The 23,958-nt window shown below is 73.7% G+C and carries 21 protein-coding genes; 12 read left to right on the plus strand and 9 right to left on the minus strand.

The window, feature by feature from the left end; genetic code table 11:
- The first annotated feature begins 38 nt into the window (after nucleotides 1-38).
- From IG74_RS0110230 to IG74_RS0110245, 4 genes are all read left to right on the plus strand, one after another.
- Entirely contained in the window at nucleotides 39-935 is an 897-nt protein-coding gene (locus tag IG74_RS0110230; RefSeq protein ID WP_030673200.1) for an MBL fold metallo-hydrolase, read from the plus strand.
- Between the two features lie 111 nt (nucleotides 936-1,046).
- Nucleotides 1,047-2,108 carry a chitinase gene (locus IG74_RS0110235; protein ID WP_030673205.1) on the plus strand — a complete coding sequence of 354 codons (1,062 nt, stop codon included), beginning with the start codon at nucleotides 1,047-1,049 and terminating at the stop codon, nucleotides 2,106-2,108.
- A gap of 135 nt (nucleotides 2,109-2,243) precedes the next feature.
- Nucleotides 2,244-4,766, plus strand: coding sequence for a polysaccharide lyase family 8 super-sandwich domain-containing protein (locus IG74_RS0110240; RefSeq protein ID WP_030673210.1), 2,523 nt, complete (start codon nucleotides 2,244-2,246; stop codon nucleotides 4,764-4,766).
- A 97-nt stretch (nucleotides 4,767-4,863) separates the two neighbouring features.
- Nucleotides 4,864-6,072, plus strand: a complete 1,209-nt coding sequence (locus tag IG74_RS0110245; RefSeq protein WP_234334288.1) for an MFS transporter — start codon at nucleotides 4,864-4,866, stop codon at nucleotides 6,070-6,072.
- A gap of 43 nt (nucleotides 6,073-6,115) precedes the next feature.
- Here the strand turns inward: IG74_RS0110245 and IG74_RS0110250 are convergent, their stop codons facing one another.
- The 4 genes from IG74_RS0110250 to IG74_RS0110265 are packed head-to-tail and all read right to left on the minus strand — an operon-like array spanning nucleotide 6,116 to nucleotide 11,004.
- Nucleotides 6,116-7,258: an XdhC family protein gene (locus tag IG74_RS0110250; RefSeq protein WP_030673216.1), complete on the minus strand. Its 1,143-nt coding sequence runs from the start codon at nucleotides 7,256-7,258 to the stop codon at nucleotides 6,116-6,118.
- The gene (locus IG74_RS0110255) at nucleotides 7,251-9,410 is read right to left on the minus strand and encodes a xanthine dehydrogenase family protein molybdopterin-binding subunit (RefSeq protein ID WP_030673219.1); all 2,160 of its coding nucleotides are present in this window, start codon (nucleotides 9,408-9,410) and stop codon (nucleotides 7,251-7,253) included. Before IG74_RS0110255 ends, IG74_RS0110250 begins: the two co-directional genes overlap by 8 nt.
- Nucleotides 9,407-10,399, minus strand: coding sequence for an FAD binding domain-containing protein (locus tag IG74_RS0110260; protein WP_030673222.1), 993 nt, complete (start codon nucleotides 10,397-10,399; stop codon nucleotides 9,407-9,409). The genes IG74_RS0110255 and IG74_RS0110260 overlap by 4 nt, the downstream gene beginning before the upstream one ends.
- Complete coding sequence (locus IG74_RS0110265; RefSeq protein ID WP_030673226.1) at nucleotides 10,396-11,004, minus strand: 2Fe-2S iron-sulfur cluster-binding protein; 609 nt, start codon at nucleotides 11,002-11,004, stop codon at nucleotides 10,396-10,398. The genes IG74_RS0110260 and IG74_RS0110265 overlap by 4 nt, the downstream gene beginning before the upstream one ends.
- Before the next feature lie 321 nt (nucleotides 11,005-11,325).
- Between IG74_RS0110265 and IG74_RS0110270 the strand changes: the two genes are divergently transcribed.
- Nucleotides 11,326-11,901 (plus strand): TetR/AcrR family transcriptional regulator, encoded by a 576-nt coding sequence (locus IG74_RS0110270; protein ID WP_030673230.1) that lies wholly within the window; start codon nucleotides 11,326-11,328, stop codon nucleotides 11,899-11,901.
- A 22-nt stretch (nucleotides 11,902-11,923) separates the two neighbouring features.
- Here the strand turns inward: IG74_RS0110270 and IG74_RS0110275 are convergent, their stop codons facing one another.
- Nucleotides 11,924-12,346, minus strand: coding sequence for a secondary thiamine-phosphate synthase enzyme YjbQ (locus IG74_RS0110275; protein WP_030673233.1), 423 nt, complete (start codon nucleotides 12,344-12,346; stop codon nucleotides 11,924-11,926).
- 133 nt (nucleotides 12,347-12,479) lie between these two features.
- Between IG74_RS0110275 and IG74_RS54665 the strand changes: the two genes are divergently transcribed.
- From IG74_RS54665 to IG74_RS0110300, 6 genes are all read left to right on the plus strand, one after another.
- Nucleotides 12,480-12,560 carry a putative leader peptide gene (locus IG74_RS54665; RefSeq protein WP_420709877.1) on the plus strand — a complete coding sequence of 27 codons (81 nt, stop codon included), beginning with the start codon at nucleotides 12,480-12,482 and terminating at the stop codon, nucleotides 12,558-12,560.
- Nucleotides 12,561-12,764: 204 nt separating this feature from the next.
- Nucleotides 12,765-13,658, plus strand: a complete 894-nt coding sequence (locus IG74_RS0110280) for an ABC transporter permease (RefSeq protein WP_030673237.1) — start codon at nucleotides 12,765-12,767, stop codon at nucleotides 13,656-13,658.
- Nucleotides 13,631-14,386 carry an ABC transporter ATP-binding protein gene (locus IG74_RS0110285; protein ID WP_030673240.1) on the plus strand — a complete coding sequence of 252 codons (756 nt, stop codon included), beginning with the start codon at nucleotides 13,631-13,633 and terminating at the stop codon, nucleotides 14,384-14,386. The genes IG74_RS0110280 and IG74_RS0110285 overlap by 28 nt, the downstream gene beginning before the upstream one ends.
- 103 nt (nucleotides 14,387-14,489) lie before the next feature.
- The gene (locus tag IG74_RS0110290; protein WP_030673243.1) at nucleotides 14,490-15,533 is read left to right on the plus strand and encodes an ABC transporter substrate-binding protein; all 1,044 of its coding nucleotides are present in this window, start codon (nucleotides 14,490-14,492) and stop codon (nucleotides 15,531-15,533) included.
- Nucleotides 15,534-15,535: 2 nt separating this feature from the next.
- Nucleotides 15,536-16,744, plus strand: coding sequence for an LLM class flavin-dependent oxidoreductase (locus IG74_RS0110295; protein WP_030673245.1), 1,209 nt, complete (start codon nucleotides 15,536-15,538; stop codon nucleotides 16,742-16,744).
- Between the two features lie 42 nt (nucleotides 16,745-16,786).
- Nucleotides 16,787-17,884 carry an NAD(P)-binding domain-containing protein gene (locus IG74_RS0110300; protein WP_199818809.1) on the plus strand — a complete coding sequence of 366 codons (1,098 nt, stop codon included), beginning with the start codon at nucleotides 16,787-16,789 and terminating at the stop codon, nucleotides 17,882-17,884.
- Nucleotides 17,885-17,931: 47 nt separating this feature from the next.
- Here IG74_RS0110300 and IG74_RS0110305 read toward each other — a convergent pair whose 3' ends face one another.
- A complete protein-coding gene (locus tag IG74_RS0110305; RefSeq protein ID WP_051854754.1) occupies nucleotides 17,932-18,330 on the minus strand; it encodes an STAS domain-containing protein in 399 nt (132 codons plus the stop codon).
- 327 nt (nucleotides 18,331-18,657) lie between these two features.
- Nucleotides 18,658-20,187: an MFS transporter gene (locus IG74_RS0110310; protein ID WP_234334289.1), complete on the minus strand. Its 1,530-nt coding sequence runs from the start codon at nucleotides 20,185-20,187 to the stop codon at nucleotides 18,658-18,660.
- Between the two features lie 287 nt (nucleotides 20,188-20,474).
- On the opposite strand from IG74_RS0110310, the gene IG74_RS0110315 reads away from it, so the two are divergent.
- Nucleotides 20,475-21,668: an FAD-dependent monooxygenase gene (locus IG74_RS0110315; RefSeq protein ID WP_051854755.1), complete on the plus strand. Its 1,194-nt coding sequence runs from the start codon at nucleotides 20,475-20,477 to the stop codon at nucleotides 21,666-21,668.
- Here IG74_RS0110315 and IG74_RS45745 read toward each other — a convergent pair.
- Together IG74_RS45745 and IG74_RS0110325 are read right to left on the minus strand one after the other, a co-directional pair.
- Complete coding sequence (locus IG74_RS45745) at nucleotides 21,644-22,612, minus strand: serine hydrolase (RefSeq protein WP_051854756.1); 969 nt, start codon at nucleotides 22,610-22,612, stop codon at nucleotides 21,644-21,646. The genes IG74_RS0110315 and IG74_RS45745 overlap by 25 nt on opposite strands.
- 86 nt (nucleotides 22,613-22,698) lie before the next feature.
- Nucleotides 22,699-23,943, minus strand: coding sequence for a S8 family peptidase (locus IG74_RS0110325; RefSeq protein ID WP_030673262.1), 1,245 nt, complete (start codon nucleotides 23,941-23,943; stop codon nucleotides 22,699-22,701).
- Nucleotides 23,944-23,958: the final 15 nt, after the last annotated feature.

Raw genomic sequence — 23,958 nt, forward strand, 5'->3', positions numbered from 1 at the left:
CAGTCCTTCAAGCAGTCCTTCGATTCACGGAGCACCCCATGACCCACCACCCCGCCACCGCCGCCACCGCCACCCCCACCTGGACCATCGGAAACGTCGCCGTGCACCGCGTCGACGAGATCGACTTCCCACCGGAGACGGGCCCCTGGCTCCTGCCCGACGCCACCCCGGACATCGTCACCCGAACGCCGTGGCTCGCCCCGGACTTCGCCGACGCCGAGGGCGTGCTGCGCGCGACCAGCCACAGCTTCGCGTTCACCGTCGACGGCCGGCGGATCCTCGTCGACACGGGCATCGGCAACGGCAAGCAGCGCGAGCTGCCCGCCTGGAACGACCTGGACACCGACTACCTCGACCGGCTCACCGCCGCCGGATTCCCGCCCGACTCCGTCGACCTGGTGATCCTCACCCATCTGCACGCCGATCACGTCGGCTGGAACACCCGCATGGACGGCGGCGGTTGGGTGCCGACCTTCCCCAACGCCCGCTACCTCACCACCCGTACGGAGTGGGACCACTGGGCGGCGGCGGACATGGAGGAGTCCCGGCAGCAGATGTTCCGGGACTCCGTGCACCCCGTCCACGAGGCGGGCCTGCTCGACTTCGCGGACATCACGGAGGGCCCCGTCACGCTGGCGCCCGGCCTGCGCCTCGTCCCGGCCCCCGGCCACACCCCCGGCCAGGTCGCCGTCGAGCTGGGCGACGGCGACGCCACCGCGCTGATCACCGGGGACGCCGTTCACCACCCCGTGCAGCTGGCCCACCCGGAGATCTCCAGCTGCGTGGACATCGACCCCGCTCTGGCCCGCAGGACCCGCCGCGCCCTGCTCGGCTCGGCCGCGGACACCGGCGCGCTCCTGCTCGGCACCCACTTCGCCCCGCCGACGGGCGGCCGGGTGACCGCCGAGGGCGACGGCTGGCGGCTCGACGTCTGACGCACCAACAGTTTCATATTGGACCAGACCTATTGACGACAGGTCTATACCTACTTACCGTCTGCCGCATCACATCCCATCCGTAGCAAGGCCTCCCCGAGGGAGCACGCCATGATCGGTCGGACGGTACGTCTGTTGGGAGCGGCCCTGGCGCTGGCCTTCGCGGCGCAGTTGCCCGCCGCGGCGGCGCCGGACGCGCCGAGAGCAGCGCAGGACGAGACCTGCGCGGTCAAGTCCAGGCCCGCGGGCAAGGTGCTCCAGGGCTACTGGGAGAACTGGGACGGTGCGTCGAACGGGGTCCACCCGCCCTTCGGCTGGACCCCGATCACCGACTCCCGCATGGGCGCCCACGGCTACAACGTGATCAACGCCGCCTTCCCCGTGATCCGCTCCGACGGCACGGTGCTGTGGGAGGACGGCATGGACGCCACCGTGAAGGTGGCGACCCCGGCCGAGATGTGTCAGGCCAAGGCCAACGGCGCCACGATCCTCATGTCGATCGGCGGCGCGGCGGCGGGCATCGACCTGAGTTCGAGCGCGGTGGCCGACCGCTTCGTACAGACGATCGTGCCGATCCTGAAGAAGTACAACTTCGACGGGATCGACATCGACATCGAGACCGGACTCGTCGGCAGCGGCAACATCAACCAGCTGTCGCCGTCGCAGTCCAACCTCATCCGCATCATCGACGGCGTGCTCGCCCAGATGCCGCCCAACTTCGGTCTGACGATGGCCCCGGAGACGGCGTACGTCACCGGCGGCAGCGTGGTGTACGGCTCGATCTGGGGCGCTTACCTGCCGATCGTCAAGAAGTACGCGGACAACGGCCGCCTGTGGTGGCTGAACATGCAGTACTACAACGGCAGCATGTACGGCTGCTCGGGCGACTCCTACTCCGCGGGCACCGTCCAGGGCTTCACCAAGCAGACCGACTGCCTCAACAAGGGCCTCGTCATCCAGGGCACCACCATCAAGGTCCCCTACGACAAGCAGGTGCCGGGCCTGCCCGCGCAGCCGGGCGCGGGCGGCGGCCACATGTCGCCGAGCCTGGTCTCCCAGGCCTGGAACACCTACAACGGCGCCCTCAAGGGCCTGATGACCTGGTCGATCAACTGGGACGGCTCCCGGAACTGGACGTTCGGCGACAACGTCAAGCGCCTCCAGGGGCGTTGAGCCCGGCCGCATTGCGGCCCCCCTGTCGACGGGCCCGGCCGGATCGCTCCGCGCCGGGCCCGCCCCCTTGCCCGGGTCCCCTCCCTCTGCTTGACTCCGCCCGCCGACAGGCCATCCCCACTCGCGGAGGACCCCATGGACCTCACCCGCAGACGTCTGCTCTCCGCACTCGCGGCCGCCGGGCTGCTGAGCGTCGTCCCCGTGCGGCAGGCGGTCGCGGCCGACCGGGACCGCCTGGTCGCCAACGTGGTGGCCGTGTTCGCCGGGACCGCCGAGTCCAACGGCAGGCCCGAGACACAGGCCAAGCTCGACGCCGTCGAGCGCACCGCGCGGGCGAACCTCAAGGCACTCGACGACGCGGGACCGGACGAGCTGTTCGGCGGCCTCGTCCTCGGCCGCGACGAGGCCAACCTCAACACCGCCTTCCGCAAGCTGTACGAGATCGCGCTCGCCACCCGCGCACCCGGGCTACCCTCCCCCGACCTGTGCGGGAACACCGCCGTGCAGCGCCGCGTCGTCGACGGCCTGGTGTGGCTGCACGAGCGGTACTACGGCGACCAGGCCAAGGGCTACTACGGCAACTGGTTCCACTGGGAGATCGGGATCTCCCAGCACATCAGCAAGACGCTGACGCTCCTCGCCGACGCGGTCCGCGCGCACCGCCCCGAGCTGGTCCGCACGTACGTCGCCTCCATGGACGCGTACCTGCGCAACGGCGTCGGCGGGGACGTGAACCTGGACTCGCGGTTCCACACCGGGGCCAACCTCGCGGACATCACCACCAACCGCGTCCTCCAGGGCGTGCTGCTCGCCGACGACGCGCGGGTGCGCAAAGCGCTCACCGACCAGCTGACGGTGTTCGCGACCATCGACCCGTACGACCTCAAGCACGGGGTGACGGACGGGTACTACGCCGACGGATCGTTCATCCAGCACTCCTCCGTCGCCTACACGGGCTCGTACGGGAAGGGGCTCCTCACCCGGGTGGTGCAGACCCTCAAGTTCCTCGACGGGACGGGGTTCGCGCACGGCGAGGAGCTGGTGCCGGTCGTGCTGCGGTGGGTGCGCGACGGCTTCGCCCCGGTGATCTTCGAGGGCTGGATGATGGAGATCGTCAAGGGCCGGGCGGTCTCCCGCACCGACAGCGGGTACACCGACACGGGCGTGGTCGTCGAGGCCGTCGTCGACCTGACGTCGCTCGCGCGCGGCGACGACGCCCGCGCCCTGCGGAGCTATGTGAAGCACGTGCGCCAGACGTCCCGCGTCGCCCCCGATCCGAGCCGGTTCGTCTCCCCCGTCAGCGTCGTGCGGTACGCCGACATCGTGGGCGACGCGTCCGTCCCGGCCGCGGACCTCAACCCCGCGGCGCGGTGCGTCGCCTTCAACGCCATGGCCAAGACCGTGCACCGCAGACCCGGCTACGCGTTCGCGCTCGCCCGCAGCTCGGACCGGATCAGCAAGTACGAGTACATGAACGGGGAGAACCTGCTGCCCTGGTTCCAGGGCGACGGCACGCACTATCTGTATCTGTCGGGGCAGGACCAGACGGGCGCGTTCGGCGTCGACTACTTCACCACCGTCCCGCCGTACGGGCTCGCCGGGGTCACGGCACCGGTGGAGACGCGCCGCTCCGTGCCCGAGCTGTACGGGAAGCCCTACTACGACAACCCGTCCCACCCGCTGCGCTTCACCTCGTCGTCCGAGTCGCAGAACACGTACGTCTACTTCCCGCGCGGCACCGACCCGTTCTCCGGGGGCGCCGTCCTCGGCGCGTACGGGGCCGCCGGCATGGTCCAGTCGAGCGATGTCGCCCACCGCGACCGGGCGTTGCTGCCGGACGACTTCGTGACGTACCGCAACGCCTCCGCCTCCAAGTCCTGGTTCCTGTTCGACGAGGAGGTCGTCGTGCTCGCGGCCGGGGTGGGAGACGCCGCCGGGCGGGCGGTGACCACGACCGTCGACACGCGGATCTCCGCGCCGGGCGACCGCGTGACCCTCACCGGGGCGCTGCGCGACGGGCGGCCCTGGACCGGCACCGGGATCGGCCGCCTGGCCTGGCTGCGCTGGGCCGACACCGCGCGGGGCGGCGCGGTCGGCTACGCCTTCCTCGACACGCCTGCCGTGCGCGTCGCCCTGGACGACGTGACGCGCAGCCGCCGCGCCGTCAGGACGGCGAACCCGGACACGCACGTGACCCGCCGCGTGTTCGCCGTGGGGGTCGAGCAGGAGGCCGGTGCCGCTCCTGTACGGCTCGCGTACGCGCTGCTGCCGCACGCGACCGAGGCACGGCTGCGGTCGTACGAGGCGGTCGCGGTCCTCGCCAACTCCCCGCGCCTGCAAGCGGTCACGCACCACGGGCTCGGTCTGACGGCCCTCAACGCCTTCACGGACGGCCACCACGTCGCCGGGCGCCTGCGCGTGGACGGACCCGCGTCGGTCCTGCTGCGGCGGGGGCGCGGCGACGGGCGCACCGCCCTCGCCGTGTCCGACCCGACCATGGGCAGGGACACCGTCGGCGTCCTGCTGCGCGGCCGCCCGCTGCGCGTCGTCGAGGCGGACGACGGGGTGCGCGTGCGGGCCGTGCCGGGCGGCACCAGGATCGACGTCAGCACGCGCCACGCGTACGGCCGCAGCTTCACGGTCGCACTGCGCTCTTGAGAAATCCCCGGCGCGGCCGCACCGTCATGTGTACACCAGCAAATTCCGTGTGCACCCCATGAACTGTGCGCGCCGCGACCGTGGAGGACGAATGGCGATGGAGAAGACGACGAACCGGCGGGGCGTGGCCGTGGTCGCCGCGCTGATGCTGGGCGCGTTCGCCTTCAACACCACCGAGAACTTACCGATCGGCATCCTCAAGCTGATGGCGGACGATCTGGACCGGTCGCTCACCGCCGTCGGACTCCTCGTGTCCGGGTACGGCCTGACCGTGGCCCTGGTGTCGGTGCCGATCGCCCAGGTGACCCGCTCCGTGCCGCGCCGCCTGGTCCTGTGCGCCCTGCTCGCCGCGCTGCTCCTGGCGAGCGTCGTCTCCGCCCTGGTCCCGTCGTACTGGGTCCTGATGGGCGCACGGCTGGTGACGGCGGTGGCCCAGGCGCTGTTCTGGGCGGTGATGGGGCCGGTCGCGGTGGGGCTCTTCCCGCCGCACGTGCGAGGCCGCGTCATCGGGGCGCTGTCGGTGGGCGGTTCGGCCGCACTCGTCCTCGGCGTGCCCGGCGGCACCTGGCTGGGCCAGCACACCGGGTGGCAAGTGCCCTTCCTGGTGGTGGGCGCGCTCGTCGTCCCCTCCTTCGTCGTCATCGCCACCGTCCTGCCGACCTCGCGCCCGGAGGAGGGCCACGCCGCCCGGGGGGTCAGGCCCGACCGGCGCCGCTTCGTGGTGGTCCTGGGCGTCACGGCCCTCACGGTCACCGGCGTGTTCACCGGGTACACGTACGTATCCCAGTTCCTCGTGGACGAGAGCGGGTTCTCGGAGTCCTCCGTCAGCACGCTGCTTCTCGTCCTCGGCGTCACCGGCATCGTCGGCGTCACGGTGTACGGGCGGCTCCTGGACCGCTTTCCGCGCGCGACGCTCACCGTGCCGGTGGCCACGCAGGCGGTGGCACTGCTCGGCCTGTACGCGGCGGGCGACTCGCGGGCGGTCGCCACCGTGATGCTCGTGTTCCTCGGCGCGTCGCTCGGCCCGATCTTCATGGCCACACAGAGCCAGGTCATGTACGTCGCGCCGGGCCGCACCGAGACGGCCATCGCGGCGAACAGCGCCGCGTACAACTCCGGGGTGGCCGCGGGCGCCCTCGCAGGCGGTCTGCTGCTTCCCCTCGTCGGCGTCCGGGGCACGTTCCTCGTCGGCGGTCTGATGACGCTGGCCGCGCTCGCGCTGCTCCTGGAGGAGCACCTGCCGCGCGCGGCGCCACAGGCGGCAGTCCCTGCGCACGAGCACGAGGACGCCGACGCACGGCCCTGAACGCCGGGGCCCGGGGCGCCAGGTGCCGCCCCGGGCCTTGTACTCAGGCTCCCGCCGGCACCCGCCGGCCCCACCCGTCGCGGTGGATCGGCACCCGCGTGCCGGTCAGCGACACGCCCGTGCCGCCGCGCCGTACCGCCACCACCTCGGCGGCGATGGACAACGCGGTCTCCTCGGGGGTGCGGGCGCCGAGGTCGAGGCCGATCGGCGAGTGGAGCAGGGCCAGTTCGGCGTCCGTGACGCCCGCCGCGCGCAGTCGGCGCATGCGGTCGTCGTGGGTCCGCCGCGACCCCATCGCGCCGACGAACGCGACCGGGAGCCGCAGGGCCACCTCCAGGACGGGCACGTCGAACTTGGCGTCGTGCGTGAGCACGCACACCACCGTGCGGGCGTCCGTCCCGGTGCTCCGCAGATAGCGGTGCGGCCAGTCCGCGACCACCTCGTCGGCCTCGGGGAAGCGCGCCGGGGTGGCGAAGACGGGCCGGGCGTCGCACACCGTCACGTGGTAGCCGAGCAGCTTGCCGGTGCGGACGAGGGCCGCCGCGAAGTCCACCGCGCCGAACACGATCATGCGCGGGGGCTCCACGCTCACCTCGACGAGCAGCGTCACCCCGCCCGGGCAGCGCGAGCCGTCCTCGGACACCTCGACGGTCCCGGTGCGCCCTGCGTCGAGCAGCGCGCTGGCCTCCGCCGCCGCCGTGCGGTCCAGGGCCGCGCCGCCGCCCGTGCCGCCCGCGGACGTGCCGTCGGCGCGCACGAGCAGGGCGTGGCCGAGCAGTCCCGCCGGGCCCCGGGCCACCCGGACCAGTGCCGTGGGCTCGCCGTCGCCGACCCGGGCGAGTGCCTCCGCCGCGACCGCGCGGTCCCGGGACTCCGCGGCGTACGGCGTGACCAGGATCTGGAGGGTGCCGCCGCAGGTGAGGCCGACGGCGAAGGCGTCCTCGTCGCTGTAGCCGAACTCCTCCACCACCGCCTCGCCCTCCTGGAGGGCGCGCAGGCACAGGTCGTACACCGCTCCCTCGACGCAGCCGCCGGAGACCGAGCCGACGGCGGTGCCCTCGCTGTCGACGGCGAGCGCGGCACCGGGGCCGCGCGGGGCGCTGCCGCCGACGGCCACCACGGTGGCGACGGCGAAGGCGCGGCCCTCGTCGGTCCAACGCCGCAGCTCGTCGGCGACGTCAAGCACGGCCGTGCCCGTTCCCGTCCGGGGCGGCACCGGCTGCCGCCAGGAGGACGCGGTCGGGCCGGATCGGCAGGTCCCGGTGGCGCACCCCGGTCGCGTGCCACACGGCGTTGGCGATCGCCGCCGCCACGCCCACGATCCCGATCTCGCCGACGCCCTTGATGCCGACGGGGTCGTCCTCGTCCACGTCCTCGACCCAGTCCACCTCGATGTGCGGTACGTCGGCGTGCGCGGCGTAGTGGTAGCCCGCCAGGTCGGCGCCCACCTGGGTGCCCGACGCGGCGTCCCTGCCCGCCTCCTCGTGCAGCGCCATCGACAGGCCCCACGTCATGCCGCCGACCAGCTGGCTGCGCGCGGTCAGCGGGTTGACGATCCGGCCCGCGGCGAACATGCCGAGCATCCTGCGGACCCGTACCTCACCGGTGGTGACGTCCACGGCGACCTCGGCGAACTGCGCGCCGTAGGAGTGGCGTTCCTTCCGGGCGAGGGCCGCGAGCACGTCGCTGGTGTCGGAGCGCGCCGTGAGGCCCTCCGGCGGTACGGCGCCGCCGAGCGCGAGGCGTTCCCGCAGCTCGCGCGCCGCGAGGGAGACGGCCCAGCCCCAGGAGCGCGTGCCCATGGAGCCGCCCGCGAGCCACGCCAGGCCGAAGTCGCTGTCCGCGATGCGCACCCGCACCCGGTCCAGCGGCACCTCCAGGGCGTCCGCGGCGATCTGGGTCAGCGCGGTCCTGGCGCCGGTGCCGACGTCCGCGGCGGTGATCCGCACGGTGAAGGTGCCGTCGGGCTCCGCCGTCACGGCCGCCGTGGAGGGGGCGGCCCCCGCGGCGTACGTGGCCGACGCCGTGCCGGTGCCGATCAGCCAGCGCCCGTCGCGGCGGACGCCCGGGCGCGGGTCGCGCTCCGCCCAGCCGAAGCGCCGGGCGCCCTCGCGGAAGCAGGCGACGAGGTTGCGGCTGCCGAAGGGCAGTCCGGAGACGGGCCCGACGGCGGGTTCGTTGCGCGCGCGCAGCGCGATCGGGTCGACGCCGCACTTCTCGGCCAGCTCGTCCAGGGCGCTCTCCAGGGCGAACGAGCCGGGCGCCTCACCGGGCGCGCGCATGAACGTGGGCGTGGGCACGTCCAGGGGCACCACGCGGCTGACGGAGTGGTGGGCGTCGGCCGCGTACATCACGCGTCCGTACGAGGCGCTCGGCTCGACGAACTCGAACAGCGTCGACGTGGCGCTGTGCCCCTCGTGCCCGAGGGCCCGCAGCCGCCCGTCGGGGTCCGCGCCGAGCCGCACGCGCTGGGTCGTCGCGCTGCGGTAGCCGATCACCGAGAACATCTGCCGCCGGGTCAGGACGACGCGCACGGGCCGGTCGAGGACCGTCGCCGCCATCGCGGCGGCCACCTGGTGCGGCCGCAGGCCCTTGCAGCCGAAGGCGCCGCCGACGTGCTCGGACCTGACCCGCACCGAGTCCAGGTCGAGCGAGAACAGCCGGGCCAGCTCCTCGGCGATCCAGCGGCTGCCCTGGTTGGAGTCGACGACTTCGAGCCTGCCGCCCTCCCAGCGGGCGGTCGCCGCGTGCGGCTCCATCGGGTTGTGGTGCTCTTCCGGCGTGGTGTACCGCTCGTCCACCACGACGGCGGACGCCGCGAGTTCGGCCTCCACGTCACCCTTGGTGACCTCGTTGGGCCCGCCGAGCACGCTCTGGGGCGTGTAGGCGTCGGCGTGCCCCGCGTGGAAGCCGATGTCGTGCGGCTCCTCGGCGTAGCGCACCTGGAGGGTCTCGGCGGCCTCGCGCGCCTGCTCGGAGGTCTCGGCGACGACGAGGGCGACCGGCCAGCCCGCGTACGGCACGCGGTCGTGCTGGAAGAGTCCGACGACGGGGTCGGGCGGCCCGATCGTGCCCACGTACCCGGCGTCGACGCGCGGGGCGTCGCCGTGGTGCAGGACCGCGAGGACGCCGGGCAGCCGCAGGACCGGCTCGGTGTCCACGCCGAGGACGCGGCCCCGGGCGACGGTGGACAGGACGAGCCAGCCGTGGGCGAGTTCGCCGAACGGCAGCTCGGCGGCGAAGCGGGCGGCTCCGGTGACCTTGTCGCGGCCCTCGACGCGGGTGTGGCCGGTGCCGACGGCCCCCGTGGCCGCCGTGGCGCGGGTCGCGGTGGTCATCGGCCCGCCTCCTCGGCGAGTTCGGTCAGGACGGCGACGACGAGGTTGCGCATCAAGGTCACCTTGTATCCGTTGTGGGGCAGGGGCTCGGCGGCCGCGAGTTCGGCGTCGGCCGCGGCGGCGAAGGCCTCGGCGCTCGCCGGGCCGCCGGTCAGCGCCCGCTCGGCGGCGTGCGCCCGCCAGGGCCGCGACGCGACCGCGCCGAAGGCGAGCCGCACCTCGCGGACGAGGCCGTCCCGCACGTCGAGCGCGGCGGCGAGCGAGCCGATCGCGAAGGCGTACGAGGCGCGTTCGCGCACCTTGCGGTAGCGGGAGTGCGCGGCGACCGGGGCGGGCGGCAGCGTGACGCCCGTGATCAGGGCGCCGGGCGGCAGGGCGGTCTCCTGGTGCGGCGTGTCCGCCACCGGCAGGTAGAAGTCCGCGAGCGGCAACTCGCCGGGACCGTCCAGGGTTTCGTACGCGACGACGGCGTCGAAGGCGGCGAGCGCGACGCCCATGTCCGAGGGGTGCACCGCGACGCAGTGCTCGGTGGCGCCGAGGACGGCGTGGTTACGGTGCTCGCCGCGGACGGCCGGGCAGCCGCTGCCGGGCGTCCGCTTGTTGCAGGGCTGCGCCAGGTCGGTGAAGTAGGCGCAGCGGGTGCGCTGCAGGAGGTTGCCGCCGACCGTGGCCATGTTCCGCAGCTGGCCGGAGGCGCCGGCGAGCACGGCCTGGCTCAACGCCGGGTACCGGCGGCGCACTTCGGGGTGGGCGGCGAGGTCGCTGTTGCTGACGGTGGCGCCGATCCGCAGGCCGCCGTCGGCGGTCGGCTCGATCCCGCCCAGGGGCAGTTCGGTGACGTCCACGAGGCGCTCGGGGCGCTCCACGCCCGCCTTCATGAGGTCGACGAGGTTGGTGCCGCCCGCGAGGAAGCGCGTGCCGCTGTCGGCGCCGTGCAGGGCGACGGCGCCGGGCACGTCCGGGGCGCGCAGATAGCCGAACTCCCTCATGCCACGGCCTCCTTGTCCGCGCCGACGCTCTCGGCGGGGGCGTCCTGCGCCTCGGCCCCTGCGGCCTCGGCCGCGCGCTCGACGGCCCGCACGATGGACACGTAGGCGCCGCACCGGCACAGGTTGCCGCTCATCCGCTCCCGGATCTCCTCGGGGGTCAGCGGCGGCACGGCCACGTCGGGCCGCACGTCGGCGGTCACGGCGCTCGGCCAGCCCGCCGCGTGCTCGTCGAGCACCGCGAGGGCCGAACAGATCTGCCCGGGCGTGCAGTACCCGCACTGGAAGCCGTCGAGGTCGAGGAACGCCTGCTGCACCGGGTGCAGTCGGCCGTCCTGCGCCACGCCTTCGATGGTGGTGACCTCGCGCCCCTCCGCGGCCACCGCGAGCTGCAGGCAGGAGACGGTGCGGCGGCCCTCGACCAGCACGGTGCAGGCGCCGCACTGGCCCTGGTCGCAGCCCTTCTTGGTGCCGGTCAGGTCGAGGCGCTCGCGCAGCACGTCGAGCAGGGTGGCGCGGTGGTCGACGGGCAGCGTGTGCTTCGCGCCGTTGACGGTGAGCGTGATGACGCTGGACGTCGCGGAGGGTGCCGAAGGGGGTGGAGCCATGGTCAAGCCTTCTTTCGCGTACGCGGTGGTGGCGCGCGCTCGCGGCCGGGGCGTGCCCCGGCCGACGGGACGTGCTTGAGCTGGTGCGGCCTGCGGGAGAAGCGGTGGTGCGGGGGCGCCGGGCCGGTCCTCGGCCCGGTCGAACGGCGGGGCGGGCGCTGGCAGCGGACGACATGAGGGCATACATCCAGCCACTCTGCCGCTATGGTGAGCACAAGCGGACAACTGTCCGTTGCCTCCGAACCTAACGGACAGCTGTCCGCTTAGCAAGGGCTGTCCCCACGGCAGTCCCGGACGGCCGGGATCCCGGAAGGACGAGGGGTGCACGAGAGGAAGAACGCGCCGCTGCGCTCGGACGCGCAGCGCAATCGCGCACGCATCCTGGAAGTGGCCCTGACGGAGCTGACGCGGGCGGCGGACACCCCGCTCAGCGCGATCGCGAAGAAGGCCGGCGTCGGGCAGGGCACCTTCTACCGCAACTTCCCGAGCCGCGAGGCGCTCGTCCTGGAGGTGTACCGCTACGAGGTGGAGCAAGTCGCCGACACCGCCGCCCAGTTGCTGGAGACCCGACCCCCCGACCAGGCCCTGCGGGAGTGGATGACCCGCCTCGCCCGGTACTCCATGACGAAGGCGGGCCTGGCCCAGGCGATGGGCAAGGCCACCGCCTACGGCAGCTTCGCCGCCCTCGGCCACGGCCCGCTCACCTCCGCGATCGCCCTGCTCCTGACCGCCAACGACGCGGCGGGCACCATCCGTCCCGGCCTGACCCCCGACGACTTCCTGCTCGCCATCGCGGGCCTGTGGCACATCGATCCGGACAGCGACTGGCAGGCGCGCGTGGACCAGCTCCTCGACATCGTCATGGACGGCCTGCGCGCGGGGGCGCCGGGCCGCTGAGGACACCCGTCGGCACCACCCGCTATCCCAGGAAGCTCAGCCGCACCTGGCGGTCGGGGTTGTCCTTGTTCGTGTCGACCAGACAGACGGACTGCCAGGTGCCGAGCTCCAGGCTGCCGCCGATCACGGGGAGCGTGGCGTGCGGGGCCACCAGGGCGGGCAGGACGTGGTCGCGGCCGTGGCCCGGGCTGCCGTGGCGGTGCTGCCAGCGGTCGTCGGCCGGCAGCAGGGTGTGCAGCGCGGCGAGCAGGTCCCTGTCGCTGCCCGCGCCGGTCTCCAGAACCGCGATTCCGGCGGTGGCGTGCGGGACGAAGACGTTGAGGAGGCCGTCGCGGCCGCGGGCCGCCTCGCGCAGGAAGCTCGCGCACTCGTGGGTGAGGTCGACGACCGTCTCGTCCGAGCCGGTCGCGACGTGCAGGATGCGGGTGGTGAAGGCGTCGGGCATGCCTCCCATCCTGCACCAGCACCCGGCCACGGCACCGTCGGACACCACGCGGACTTTCCGTCAGGTGATACGGCGCGTCCGGTCCGCGAGACACCATTGACCGTGTGCGGCCGAGATCGCTACGTTCGGCCGCATGCGTTCAGCTCTGCTCACTTCGCGCGGTCACATCGACCTGCTGCGGGTGGCCTCCTCCGCGTGTCGCCGCGACTGCTGACGCCTTCTCACCTCCGCTCGCCCGCGCACGCTCCGTCCGCCGTCGCCGCGTTCTCCCCGACCGCGTGACCCTGGTGACCGCGTGACCGTGCGTCGCGTCGCCGCCGCGTCCTGACGCGCCCCGACCCCGCTCCCCGCCGCTGCCCCGCACGCGCCGAGCCGGGTCACCGGGCCGCGCCGCGCCCCTCCCCCGCCCTGGAGCGCCATGAGCATCAGTCACGCCCCGCCGCCCCCGACACCTGACATATCCGGAAAGTCCCCGCACGAGAGTGCGGAGTCCGCTTCCGGGGCCCTGCCGGACCTCGTCGCCCTCGTCCCCTCCTCCGCCCGCCGCACCCGCGTCCCCCGCTGGCTGCGCCGCACCACCGGGCCCGTGCTGCTGCTCGCCCTGTGGCAACTCCTCAGCGCGACCGGGGCGTTGAGCCCCGACGTGCTCGCCTCGCCGGGAACCATCGCCCGGGTCGCGGGCGACCTCGTCGAGGACGGGTCGCTGACCTCCGCCATGGGGGTCTCCTTGCAGCGCGTCGCGATCGGCCTGCTGCTCGGCACGGCGGTCGGGACCGGACTGGCGCTGGTCTCCGGGCTCTTCCGGATCGGCGAGGACCTCGTGGACGCGAGCGTGCAGATGCTGCGGACCGTGCCGTTCGTCGGCCTGATCCCGCTGTTCATCATCTGGTTCGGGATCGGCGAGACCCCGAAGATCGCCATCATCACGCTCGGCGTCTCCTTCCCGCTGTACCTGAACGTGTACGCGGGCATCCGGGGCGTCGACGCCCAGCTCATCGAGGCCGGCGAGTCGCTGGGGCTCTCCCGGTGGGGGCTCGTGCGGCACGTGATCCTGCCGGGCGCCCTGCCCGGCGCCATGACGGGCCTGCGCTACTCCCTCGGCATCGCCTGGCTCGCCCTGGTCTTCGCCGAGCAGATCAACGCCGACGCGGGCATCGGCTTCCTCATGGTCCAGGCCCGGGACTTCCTGCGGACCGACGTGATCGTCGTCTGCCTGATCGTCTACGCCTTCCTCGGCCTCCTCGCCGACTTCGTGGTCCGCACACTCGAAAGGCTGCTGCTGCAATGGCGACCGACGTTCACCGGCCGGTGACCCCCGCCGTGCCCGCCCCCGCCGCCGTCCGCGTCGAGGGCCTCACCCGCACCTTCGACGGCCGCCCCGTCATCGACGGCCTGCGCCTCGACGTGCGGCCCGGCGAATTCGTGGCGCTGCTCGGGCGCAGCGGCTGCGGCAAGTCCACGCTCCTGCGCGTCCTCGCCGGGCTCGACCGGGACATCGAGGGCACCGTCCTCGTGCCGCGCCGCAAGGCCGTGGCGTTCCAGGCGCCGCGCCTCATGCCCTGGAAGCGGGTGTGGCGCAACGTCGTCCTCGGCCTGCCCGGCAGGCCCGACCGGGCCGTCGCCGAGCGCGCCCTGGCCGAGGTGGGGCTCGGCCACCGCTCCCAGGCCTGGCCCAAGACGCTGTCCGGCGGCGAGGCGCAGCGCGCTTCGCTGGCCCGCGCCCTGGTGCGCGAGCCCGATCTGCTGCTCCTCGACGAGCCGTTCGGCGCCCTGGACGCGCTGACCCGGGTCACGGCCCAGCGCCTGGTCGCCGAGCTGTGGCAGCGGCGCGGCTGCGCCGTCCTGCTGGTCACCCACGACGTGGAGGAGGCGGTGCTGCTCGCCGACCGCGTCCTCGTCATGGACGAGGGCGTCATCGCGCACGAGCAGCTTGTCGACCTGGACCGGCCGCGCGACATCGCCGACCCCCGGTTCGCCGCGCTGCGCGCCTCCCTCCTGGAGCGCCTCGGCGTGGACGCGCACACCGCGCTCGCCGCCTGACCGCCCGCCACCCCGGCCGCGGCCCCTCCGCCGCACCGCCCCTCCCCCCCTCGCGCCGCTCCGGCGCGCCCCGCGACGTACTCGTAGAAGGGACCCCCTGCCCATGCGACGCCGACGCCTCGCCCCTGCCCTGCTCCTTCCCCTGGCGCTGGCCCTCGCCGCCTGCTCCGGGTCGTCGTCCGCCAGTTCGTCGACCGGCGGCCTCGGCGGGGGCAACACCGACGGCAAGGGGTCGCTCACCCTCAACGTCGGTGACCAGAGGGGCGGTTCGGAGGCCGTCCTGCGCGCCGCCGGTGAGCTCGACGACCTCACGTACAAGATCAAGTGGTCGACGTTCACCTCGGGCCCGCCGCTCCTCGAAGCCGTCAACGCCAAGGCCGTGGACCTCGGCGCGGTCGGCAACACGCCGCCGGTGTTCGCGGCGGGCGCGGGCTCGAAGATCACCGTGGTGGCCGCGAGCCACGGCACGGCGCACGGCGAGGCCGTCGTCGTGCCGAAGGACTCGGGCCTGAAGCGCGCGGCCGACCTCAAGGGGAAGTCCGTGGCGGTGGCCCAGGGGTCGTCCGCGCACTACCAGCTGATCGCCTCCCTGAAGAAGGCCGGGCTCTCCCTGGCGGACGTCCACGTCAAGTACCTCCAACCGGCCGACGCGCTCGCCGCGTTCACCGGCGGCAAGGTGGACGCCTGGGCGGTGTGGGACCCGTACACCTCGCAGGTCCTGCGCGCCGGCAAGGGGCGGATTCTCACCGACGGCGACGGCCTCGTCAACGGCCTCAGCTTCCAGGTGGCCGCGCCCGGCGCGCTTCAGGACGAGAAGAAGGCCGCCGCCGTCGCCGACTACCTCAAGCGGCTGCGCAAGGCGCAGAACTGGGTCTTCGAGCACCCCGAGGCATGGGCGAAGGTCTGGGCGAAGGACACGGGCCTGCCGTACGAGGTCGCCCTCGACTCGGTGAAGCGCACGCACGGCACGCGCGTCCCGGTCGCCGTCGACCGCAACGTCATCACGACCGAGCAGGCCATCGTCGACACCTTCGCCGATCTGAAGCTCGTCCCGCGCCGCGTCGACTTCCGCGACTTCACCGACACCCGGTTCAACGGCTCGCTGCCGCCCTCGACCACCGAGCCCCGCACGTACAAGGAGTCCTGACCATGACCGTCCACCTGCACTGGTTCCTGCCGACCGGCGGCGACGGCCGCACCCTCGTCGACCGGCACGCCTACACCGACGGCGGCATCACCCGCTCCCGCGTCACCCCGGTGAGCGGCGTGCGGGCCCCCGACATCGAGTACCTGGCCCAGATCGCCAAGGCCGCCGAGCAGCTGGGCTTCGAGGCCGTGCTCACGCCTACCGGCACCTGGTGCGAGGACGCCTGGCTGACCACAGTGGCGCTCGCCAAGGACACGGAGCGGCTGAAGTTCCTGGTGGCATTCCGGCCGGGCGTCCTGTCCCCCGTGCTCGCCGCGCAGATGGCGGCGACGTACCAGCGCATCACCCGCGGCCGGCTGCTCCTGAACGTGGTGACCGGCGGCGACTCGACCGAACAGCGGCGCTTCGGCGACCACTTGGACCACGACCGCCGCTACGCCCGCACCGACGAGTTCCTCTCGGTGGTGCGCGGGGTGTGGAGCGGCAAGCCGTACGACTTCGACGGCACGCACTACCAGGTCGAGGGCGGGCTCACCGCGCTGCCGCCGGACCCGCTGCCGGAGATCTTCTTCGGCGGCTCGTCGGCCGCGGCGGGCCCGGTCGCGGCGCGCCACACCGATGTCTATCTGACCTGGGGCGAGCCGCCCGAGCAGGTGAAGAAGAAGATCGACTGGATCCGTGGTCTCGCCGAGGCGGAGGGGCGCACGGTCCGCTTCGGCATCCGCCTGCACACCATCTCCCGCGACTCGCCCAAGGAGGCGTGGGCCACCGCGCACCGCCTGCTCGACGACCTCGACGCGGACACCGTGGCCGCCGCGCAGGAGGCGCTCGGCCGCAGCGAGTCCGTGGGCCAGCAGCGCATGCTCGCGCTGCACGGCGGCTCCCGCGACGACCTGGTGGTCGCGCCCAACCTGTGGGCGGGGGTCGGCCTGGTGCGCGGCGGCGCGGGCACCGCGCTCGTGGGCAGCCACGCGGAGGTCGCCGACCGCATCGAGGAGTACCACGCGCTCGGCGTCGAGCACTTCGTCTTCTCCGGCTATCCGCACCTGGAGGAGGCGTACTGGTTCGGCGAGGGCGTCATCCCCGACCTGGCGGCCCGCGGCCTGCTCTCCCGCATCCCGGCCTCGCCCCTGGCCGGGGTCCCCGCCGCCAACGGCCGCCCGGCGTCGGCGCCGGGCGGGGCTCCGCTCCTGGTGGCCGGGGGCCGCTGACCCCGCGGGAAGATCCAGGACCCGGCCAGGGTTAGTAGAAGCGTGAACGACATCGGGGTGCGAGACGCGGACGTGACGGACGTCGACGTGGTGGTCGTGGGCGCGGGGCAGGCGGGCCTGTCCAGCGCCTACCACCTGCGGCGCAGGGGGTTCGAGCCGGAGCGGGACTTCGTCGTGCTCGACCACGCGCCCCGGCCGGGCGGCGCCTGGCAGTTCCGCTGGCCGTCGCTTACGTACGGCAAGGTGCACGGCATGCACGCGCTGCCGGGCATGGAGCTGACCGGCGCGGACCCCGCGCGCCCTTCGTCGGAGGTCATCGGCGCGTACTTCACCGCCTACGAGCAGCGCTTCGACCTGCGGGTGCGGCGCCCCGTCGACGTGCGCCGCGTCAGCGAGGGCGACGGCGGCCGGCTCCTGGTCGAGACCTCGGCCGGGACCTGGTCGACGCGCGCGCTCATCAACGCGACCGGCACCTGGGACAAGCCGTTCTGGCCGCGCTACCCGGGGCAGGAGACCTTCCTCGGGCGGCAGCTGCACACGGCCGTCTACCCCGGCCCCGAGGCGTTCCGCGGGCAGCGCGTCGTCGTCGTGGGCGGCGGCGCATCGGGCACCCAGCACCTGATGGAGATCGCCCCGTACGCCGCCGGGACCTGGTGGGTGACGCGGCGGCCGCCCGTGTTCGCCGACGGCCCCTTCGACGAGGGGCGCGGGCGCGCCGCCGTCGCCCTGGTGGAGGACCGGGTCCGGCAGGGCCTGCCGCCCCAGAGCGTGGTGTCGGTGACCGGTCTCGCCGTCACGGACGCGGTGCGCGAGGCGCGTGCGAACGGCGTGCTCGACCGCCTTCCGATGTTCGACCGGATCACACCGACGGGCGTGGAGTGGGACGACGGTCGGACCGTCGAGGCCGACGTCATCCTGTGGGCGACCGGCTTCCGGGCGGCCGTCGACCACCTGGCGCCGCTCCGGCTGCGCGAGCCCGGCGGCGGCATCCGCATGGACGGCACGCGGGCGGCCGCCGACCCGCGCGTGCACCTCGTCGGCTACGGCCCGTCGGCCAGCACCATCGGCGCGAACCGTGCGGGGCGCGCGGCGGTGCGGGACATCGTGCGGCTGCTCGAACGGGAGCCGGTGCCGGCCTGACCCGCGCTCAGCCCCCCCCTTCGGCCGCCCTCAGCCGTCAGCCGTGCTCAGGCGTGTGAGGGGGTCGGCGGCCGGTGTCCATGCGTGTCGCCCGGCGGGACGGCGAGCGCGTCGCTCAAGTGCAGGGCGACGTCGAACGATTCGACCACGCCCGCCAGGCGCAGCACCTTGCGATGGAAGGGGTCTTCCAGAACGACGGTGAGCCGCAGCTCCCTGCGCCGCGTCGCGGCCCGCGCCTGGCAGAGCAGCGAGAGGCCGCCGCAGTCCAGGAACGTCACCTCGCTGAGGTCCAGGATCACGTCGTGACGGCAGGTGAGGGTCAGCTCGGCCAGACGGCCGGTGAGCCGCTCGGTGGCGTAGATGTCCAGCTCTCCCCAGAGCGCGATGACCAGCCGCTCCCGCCGCACGTGGGAGCGGAGGCCGAAGGGAAGGCTGTCGTCGTGCATCGTTCCCCCTCGTGGCGCCCTTGAGCGCGGATACGGGGTGTGGTGGCCTCCGCCTCCGGGCCACGGACGAACGGCCTGGAGCGAGGACCAGCCACATCGATTGCGGTTTGTGCGGTGAGCTGGCGCCACCGGGTGCACGGGCGGCGCGGTGGTGCCTATGGCATACCCGACAGGCGCAAGATAATGCAACTCCCCTGCATTAAACCTGTGTTGGCCGAGATGGCCGAGCCCCGGCGCGTGCGGCCACGCCGGGGCTCGGTGGAAGCAGAGCGTCCGCCAGGGGGCGAGCGCGATCCGCCAGGTCAGCGCCCGAGGGCCGGGCGCGGCTCAGTGCCCGCCGCTCGCCCGGAAGCCGCGCGGCACCAGCCACACGACGAGCAGGGCGACCGCCGTCACGATGCCGACACTGACGTACGCCGTGGTCGTCAGGGCGGACTCGAACGCCGCCCGGGCCGCGTCCAGGAGGCGGTCGCCCGCCGTGCCGCCCAGCGTCCCGGCGGCCTCGACGGCGCCGCCGATGGATTCCCGCGCGGCGGTGGGACGGCCGTCCATGTGCCCGGCGTAGGCGGTCGCGTGCAGCGAGCCGAGCAGCGCGACGCCGAGCCCGATGCCCAGTTCGTACGCGGTCTCCGACACGGCACCGGCCTGCCCGGCGCGTTCGGCGGGGACGGCGGACACGAGGACGGCGGCGGACGCGGTGACGGCGAGTCCGTCGCCGAGGCCGAGGGCGACGAACACGACGGCCACCACGCCGTAGGGCGTGGGTTCCGGTGACAGGGCGAGCACCAGGAAGCCGACGACGAGGCCGCCGAGGCCTAGCGCCATCACGGCCCGCACGCCGCAGCGCTCCATGAGCCACGGTGTGATCAGCGAGCCGACGAGCATCGCGCCGGCCGCGGGCAGCGTCCGCAGCCCGGCACCGAACGGCGAGTACCCGTGGACGTACTGGAGCCAGAGCGACATCAGGAACAGGGCCGCGCCGATCGCGAGCATGGCGAGGAAGATGGCGAGCGCCGCGGCCGTGAACGCGCGGCGCGTGAACAGGCGCACGTCCAGGAGCGGATCGGTGAGCCTCAGTTGGCGCCGGGTGAACACGGCGAGGAGGAGCACGCCCAGGGCCAGGATGGCCAGGTCACCGACGGCGAGACCGCCCTTGGCGACGTGCTTGATGCCCCAGGCGAGCGCGATCACGCCGACGACGGAGAGCGCGGCACCGGGCCAGTCGAGCGAGCCGTTGCCCACGCTGCGGAACTCGGGCAGGAGCTTGATGCCGGCGACCACGGTCACGACGACGATGGGCACGTTCACCCAGAACGCCGCCGACCAGCCGTGCGTCTCCACGAGCAGCCCGCCGACGAGCGGGCCGACGGCGGCTCCCGCGCCCGCGACCGCGGCCCAGATGCCGATGGCGAGGGTCCGTTCGCGTGGGTCGGTGAAGACGCCACGGATCAGCGACAGCGTCGACGGCATGACCATCGCGCCGCCGATGCCGAGCAGCACGCGCCCGGCGATGAGTTGCGCGGGTGTCGCGGCGGTCGCGGCGACGACGGAGGCGAGGCCGAACAGCACGAGGCCGGTCAGGAAGAGGCGTTTGCGGCCGAACCGGTCGCTGACCGCGCCGGAGGTCACGAGCAGTCCGCCGAGGACCAGGCCGTAGATGTCGATGATCCACAGCTGTTGCACGGCGGTCGGCCGCATGTCGTCGATCAGTGACGGGAGCGCCACGTTGAGGATGGTGGCGTCCATGGCCACCAGGAGCAGACTGGCGCACAGCACAGCGAGTGCGGCCCAACGTCCCGGAGCGGGCGTCGGGCGGCTTTCCGCGGCGGGGCCTGAGGAGTTCAGGTCACGGGCCACGGGATATCTCATCCCTTCGGGCCCCGCGCACACGTGTGGCGGGCGGGGCAGATGTGGTGCGAGCGCCGGTGTGGCGCTCGTAGCCGAGTATGAACTATTCCCCTTATAGCCGCATATGCGGGGTGGCCGTACAGGCCGAGCGTCACAGGACGAGGGCCATAAGCAGACGTGCTGGCTCGCAGCAGATCCAGCTGTTGGACTTCTGTACCGGCGCCCCCGACCGTGGAAGGACACGACATCAGCCGCACGAAGCGTCAGCGGCACCTCACTTCACGGGAGCGAAGCCCATGAACAGCCATGTCCTCATCGCGGGCGCGGGCATCGGCGGCCTCACCGCCGCCCTGAGCCTGCACGCCGTCGGGATCGGCGTCACCGTCGTCGACAGCGTCCGCGAGATACGGCCGCTCGGCGTCGGCATCAACCTCCAGCCGCAGGCCGTGGGGGTCCTCACCGAGCTGGGCCTGGGGGACGCCCTCGCCGCCGTCGCGATCCCGACCGCCGAGCACCGGTACGCCGACTCGCGGGGCGAGCCGATGTTCGCGGACCCGCGAGGGCTCGCGCGGGGGTACCGCTGGCCCCAGTACTCCATCCACCGCGGCGAGTTGCAGATGCTGCTGCTCGACGCCGTGCGCGAGCGGCTCGGCGCGGACGCGGTACGCACCGGCAACCGAGTAGAACGCTTTATCCAGACCGAGGAGGAGGTACGCGTCCGGGTCACCGACCGGGCCACGGGGGCCGCCTCGGTCCTGAGCGCCGGGCTGCTGGTCGGCGCGGACGGGCTGCACTCGACGGTCCGTGCCGCTCTCCACCCCGAGCAGGGCCCGCTGCTGTGGTCGGGGGTGCGGATGTGGCGGGGCGTCCTGGAGACCGAGCGCTTCGTGACGGGCCGCTCGGCGGTCATCGCCACGGACGGCCCGCGCCCCGACGGGAAACACGACGCGCAGTTCCTGGCGTACCCGATCTCCCGCCCGGCCGACGACCGCGGCCGGTCCCTGCTCAACTGGGTGGCCCTGGTGATCGTGGCCGAGCCGGGGCCGCTGGACCCGGCGGCCGCGGACTGGAACGCGCCGGCGCGCCCCGAGGACGTCCTGCCGCACTTCGAGGGCTGGCGGATCGGCGGCCGCTCCGTCCACGACCTGGTCACCGGCAGCGAGTTGCTCCTGCGCTACCCCATGGTGGACCGCGACCCGCTGCCGCGCTGGGGCGAGGGCCGGGTGACGCTGCTCGGGGACGCCGCGCACCCCATGTACCCCGTGGGCGCCAACGGAGCGACGCAGGCCGTCATCGACGCGGGCGTCCTCGCCGAGCGCCTGGCCGCCGCCGACGACCCGCGTACGGCGCTCGCCGCGTACGAGACGGAGCGCCGGGAGGCCACGACCCGCATCGTGGAGGCCAGCCGCCACATGCACGCGTCCGCACACTCCGGCGAGAGGGCCATCGACGCCATCACCTCGGCCTACCGCGCGGCCACGGGCGGCTGACCGGTTCGCTCACGCGTGTCGAGCGCCCGTGCCGCCGCCGGCGCCACGTGGCGCAGCGCCTTCTGCACCTGCTCGACGCCCGCGGTCTGCGAGAGCTGGTCCTGGGAGAGCGCGACGACGTCCAGGAGGCGGCCGTCGACCTGGACGCGGCCGATGCTGTTGATGATCCACAGGCCGGTCCGGCTGCGCGGCAGCCAGCCGTCCTTGGCAGGGTAGGTGGTGCCGGGGTCGGCGATGGTGTGCACGCCGCCCTCTATCTGCTCCTTGTCGAGGGTGCTCATCAGGTGCAGCTGGTACGTCCGCGACGGGCGCGAAAGGGGCGAGTCGGTTCGGTGCAGCACGTCCAGGAAGCGGAGCTGGTCGCCGACCGTGGTGGTGGTGAGGCCCCACAGGCCGTCCTCGCCGGGCGTGGTGTCCTTCATGCCGAGCCGCTGGTAGACCGCCGCCATGCCGGAGCTGCCGCCGACCAGCGGCCACAGCGCGGTGGCGGGCTCGTTCTCGCTCTGCCGGATCATCGGCGTGACCAGGGCGGTCTCGCGCTCGGTCAGGGGCCGCCGCTCGTCCTGGGACCTGAGCAGGAGCGCGGCCAGGATGTGCGACTTGACGACGCTCGCGGTGTGGAAGCGGAAGCCGGTGTCCCCGACGGTGGCGACGGCGCCCGTGGTCACGTCCCGGACGCCGATGGCGACCTGCCCTTCGGGGCGGGGCAGCGCGGTGGCGTACGCGGAGGAGACGGCGTCGCGCAGGACGGCCTGCGCCGTGGGGCGCCGGGGCTCGGCGGTCACCGGGGCGTCCGCCGTGTCGGCGGACGCCGTCGTGGTGGGGCTGAAGGCGCCCCAGGCCGCCCAGGCGAGGACGGCCGCGGCCCCGGCCGCCCCGACGGGGACGTACCACCGCCGACGGCGGTGACGTCGCTGGTCGGGGGCGTGCTGGGGTACGGGCATGACGCGAGGGCTCCTGCTTCGGGGGGAAGAGGAGCACTTTAACCGGACAGATCAGATATGGGAAAAACTCATACGATATGTCCCGATCAGGGCAGATACAGGGTGTACAGGAGCTTGTTCGGCACCACGGGCGGGGTGCCCTGGAGCACGCCCGTGGTCGCGTTGTCGACGAGGCCGCGCTTCACCTGCGCCGGGGTGTCCCCGGGGCGGAAGGCGAGGTGCAGGGCCGCCGCTCCCGTCACGTGGGCGGTCGCCATGGACGTCCCGCTGATGGTGTTGGTCGAGCTGTCGCTGTCCTTCCAGGCCGACGGGATCTGCACACCGGGCGCGAAGAGGGACACGCACTGGCCGTAGTTGGACGAGGAGGCCCGGCGGTCGGCGCGGTCGCTCGCGCCCACGGTGATGGCCTCGGGCAGCCGCGCGGGCGAGGTGGAGCAGGCGCCCGTGGACGAGCCCGCGCTGCCCGCCGAGACCGCGTACGTGACGCCGGAGCGGATGGAGTTGCGCACGGCGTTGTCGAGGACGTCGCTCGGCTGGCCGCCGATGCTCATGTTCGCCACGGCGGGCCTGGCCTTCTGGGCCGTCACCCAGTCGACGCCCGCGACGACGCCCGCCGTGGTGGCCGAGCCCTGGCAGTTCAGGACCCGCACGGCCACCACCTTGGCCTGCTTGGCGACGCCGTAGGTCCGGCCGGCGGCGATGCCGCCGACGTGGGTGCCGTGGCCGTGGCAGTCGTTGCCGTTCTGGCCGTCGCCCACGGTGTCGACGCCGACCGAGGCCCGCCCGCCGAACTCCTGGTGCGTGGTGCGAAGGCCGGTGTCGATGACGTACACGCTGACGTCGGGAGCGGTGGTGCGGTACGTGTACGTGCCGGACAGGGGAAGGCGGCGCTGGTCGATCCGGTCGAGGCCCCACGGGGCGTCCGGCTGCGTTTCGTCGAGGGCAGTGGCGCCGAGGCGCACGCGCGTGTCCTGGCGGACGTACGAGACCCGCGGGTCGGCGGCCACGCGCTCGGCCCGCGCGCGGCTCATCGTCGCGGAGAAGCCGTGCAGGGCGGCCCGGTACACGTGCCCGAGCCGCGCCCCGCCGGCCCGCCCGACGAGGTCGCGCGCCACGTCGGGCACGGCGCTCCCCCGCGTGTCCTTCAGGACCACGAGCCAGCCGTCCGGCACGGCCGTCTCCCCGGCCCCGGCGAGGCGCAGATCGCCCGGCGTCGCCGGGGTTCCGGGCGGGGCGGCCCCGGTAGCGGACGCGGCACCGAGCTGAAGGCCCGCGGCGAGCGTCGCGGCGGACAGGACGGCCGCCGCACGGCGGCGCGTGGTTCTCTTCATGATCGTGCACCTGAA

Source organism: Streptomyces sp. NRRL B-1347, assembly GCF_000720325.1.
GTDB lineage: Bacteria > Actinomycetota > Actinomycetes > Streptomycetales > Streptomycetaceae > Streptomyces.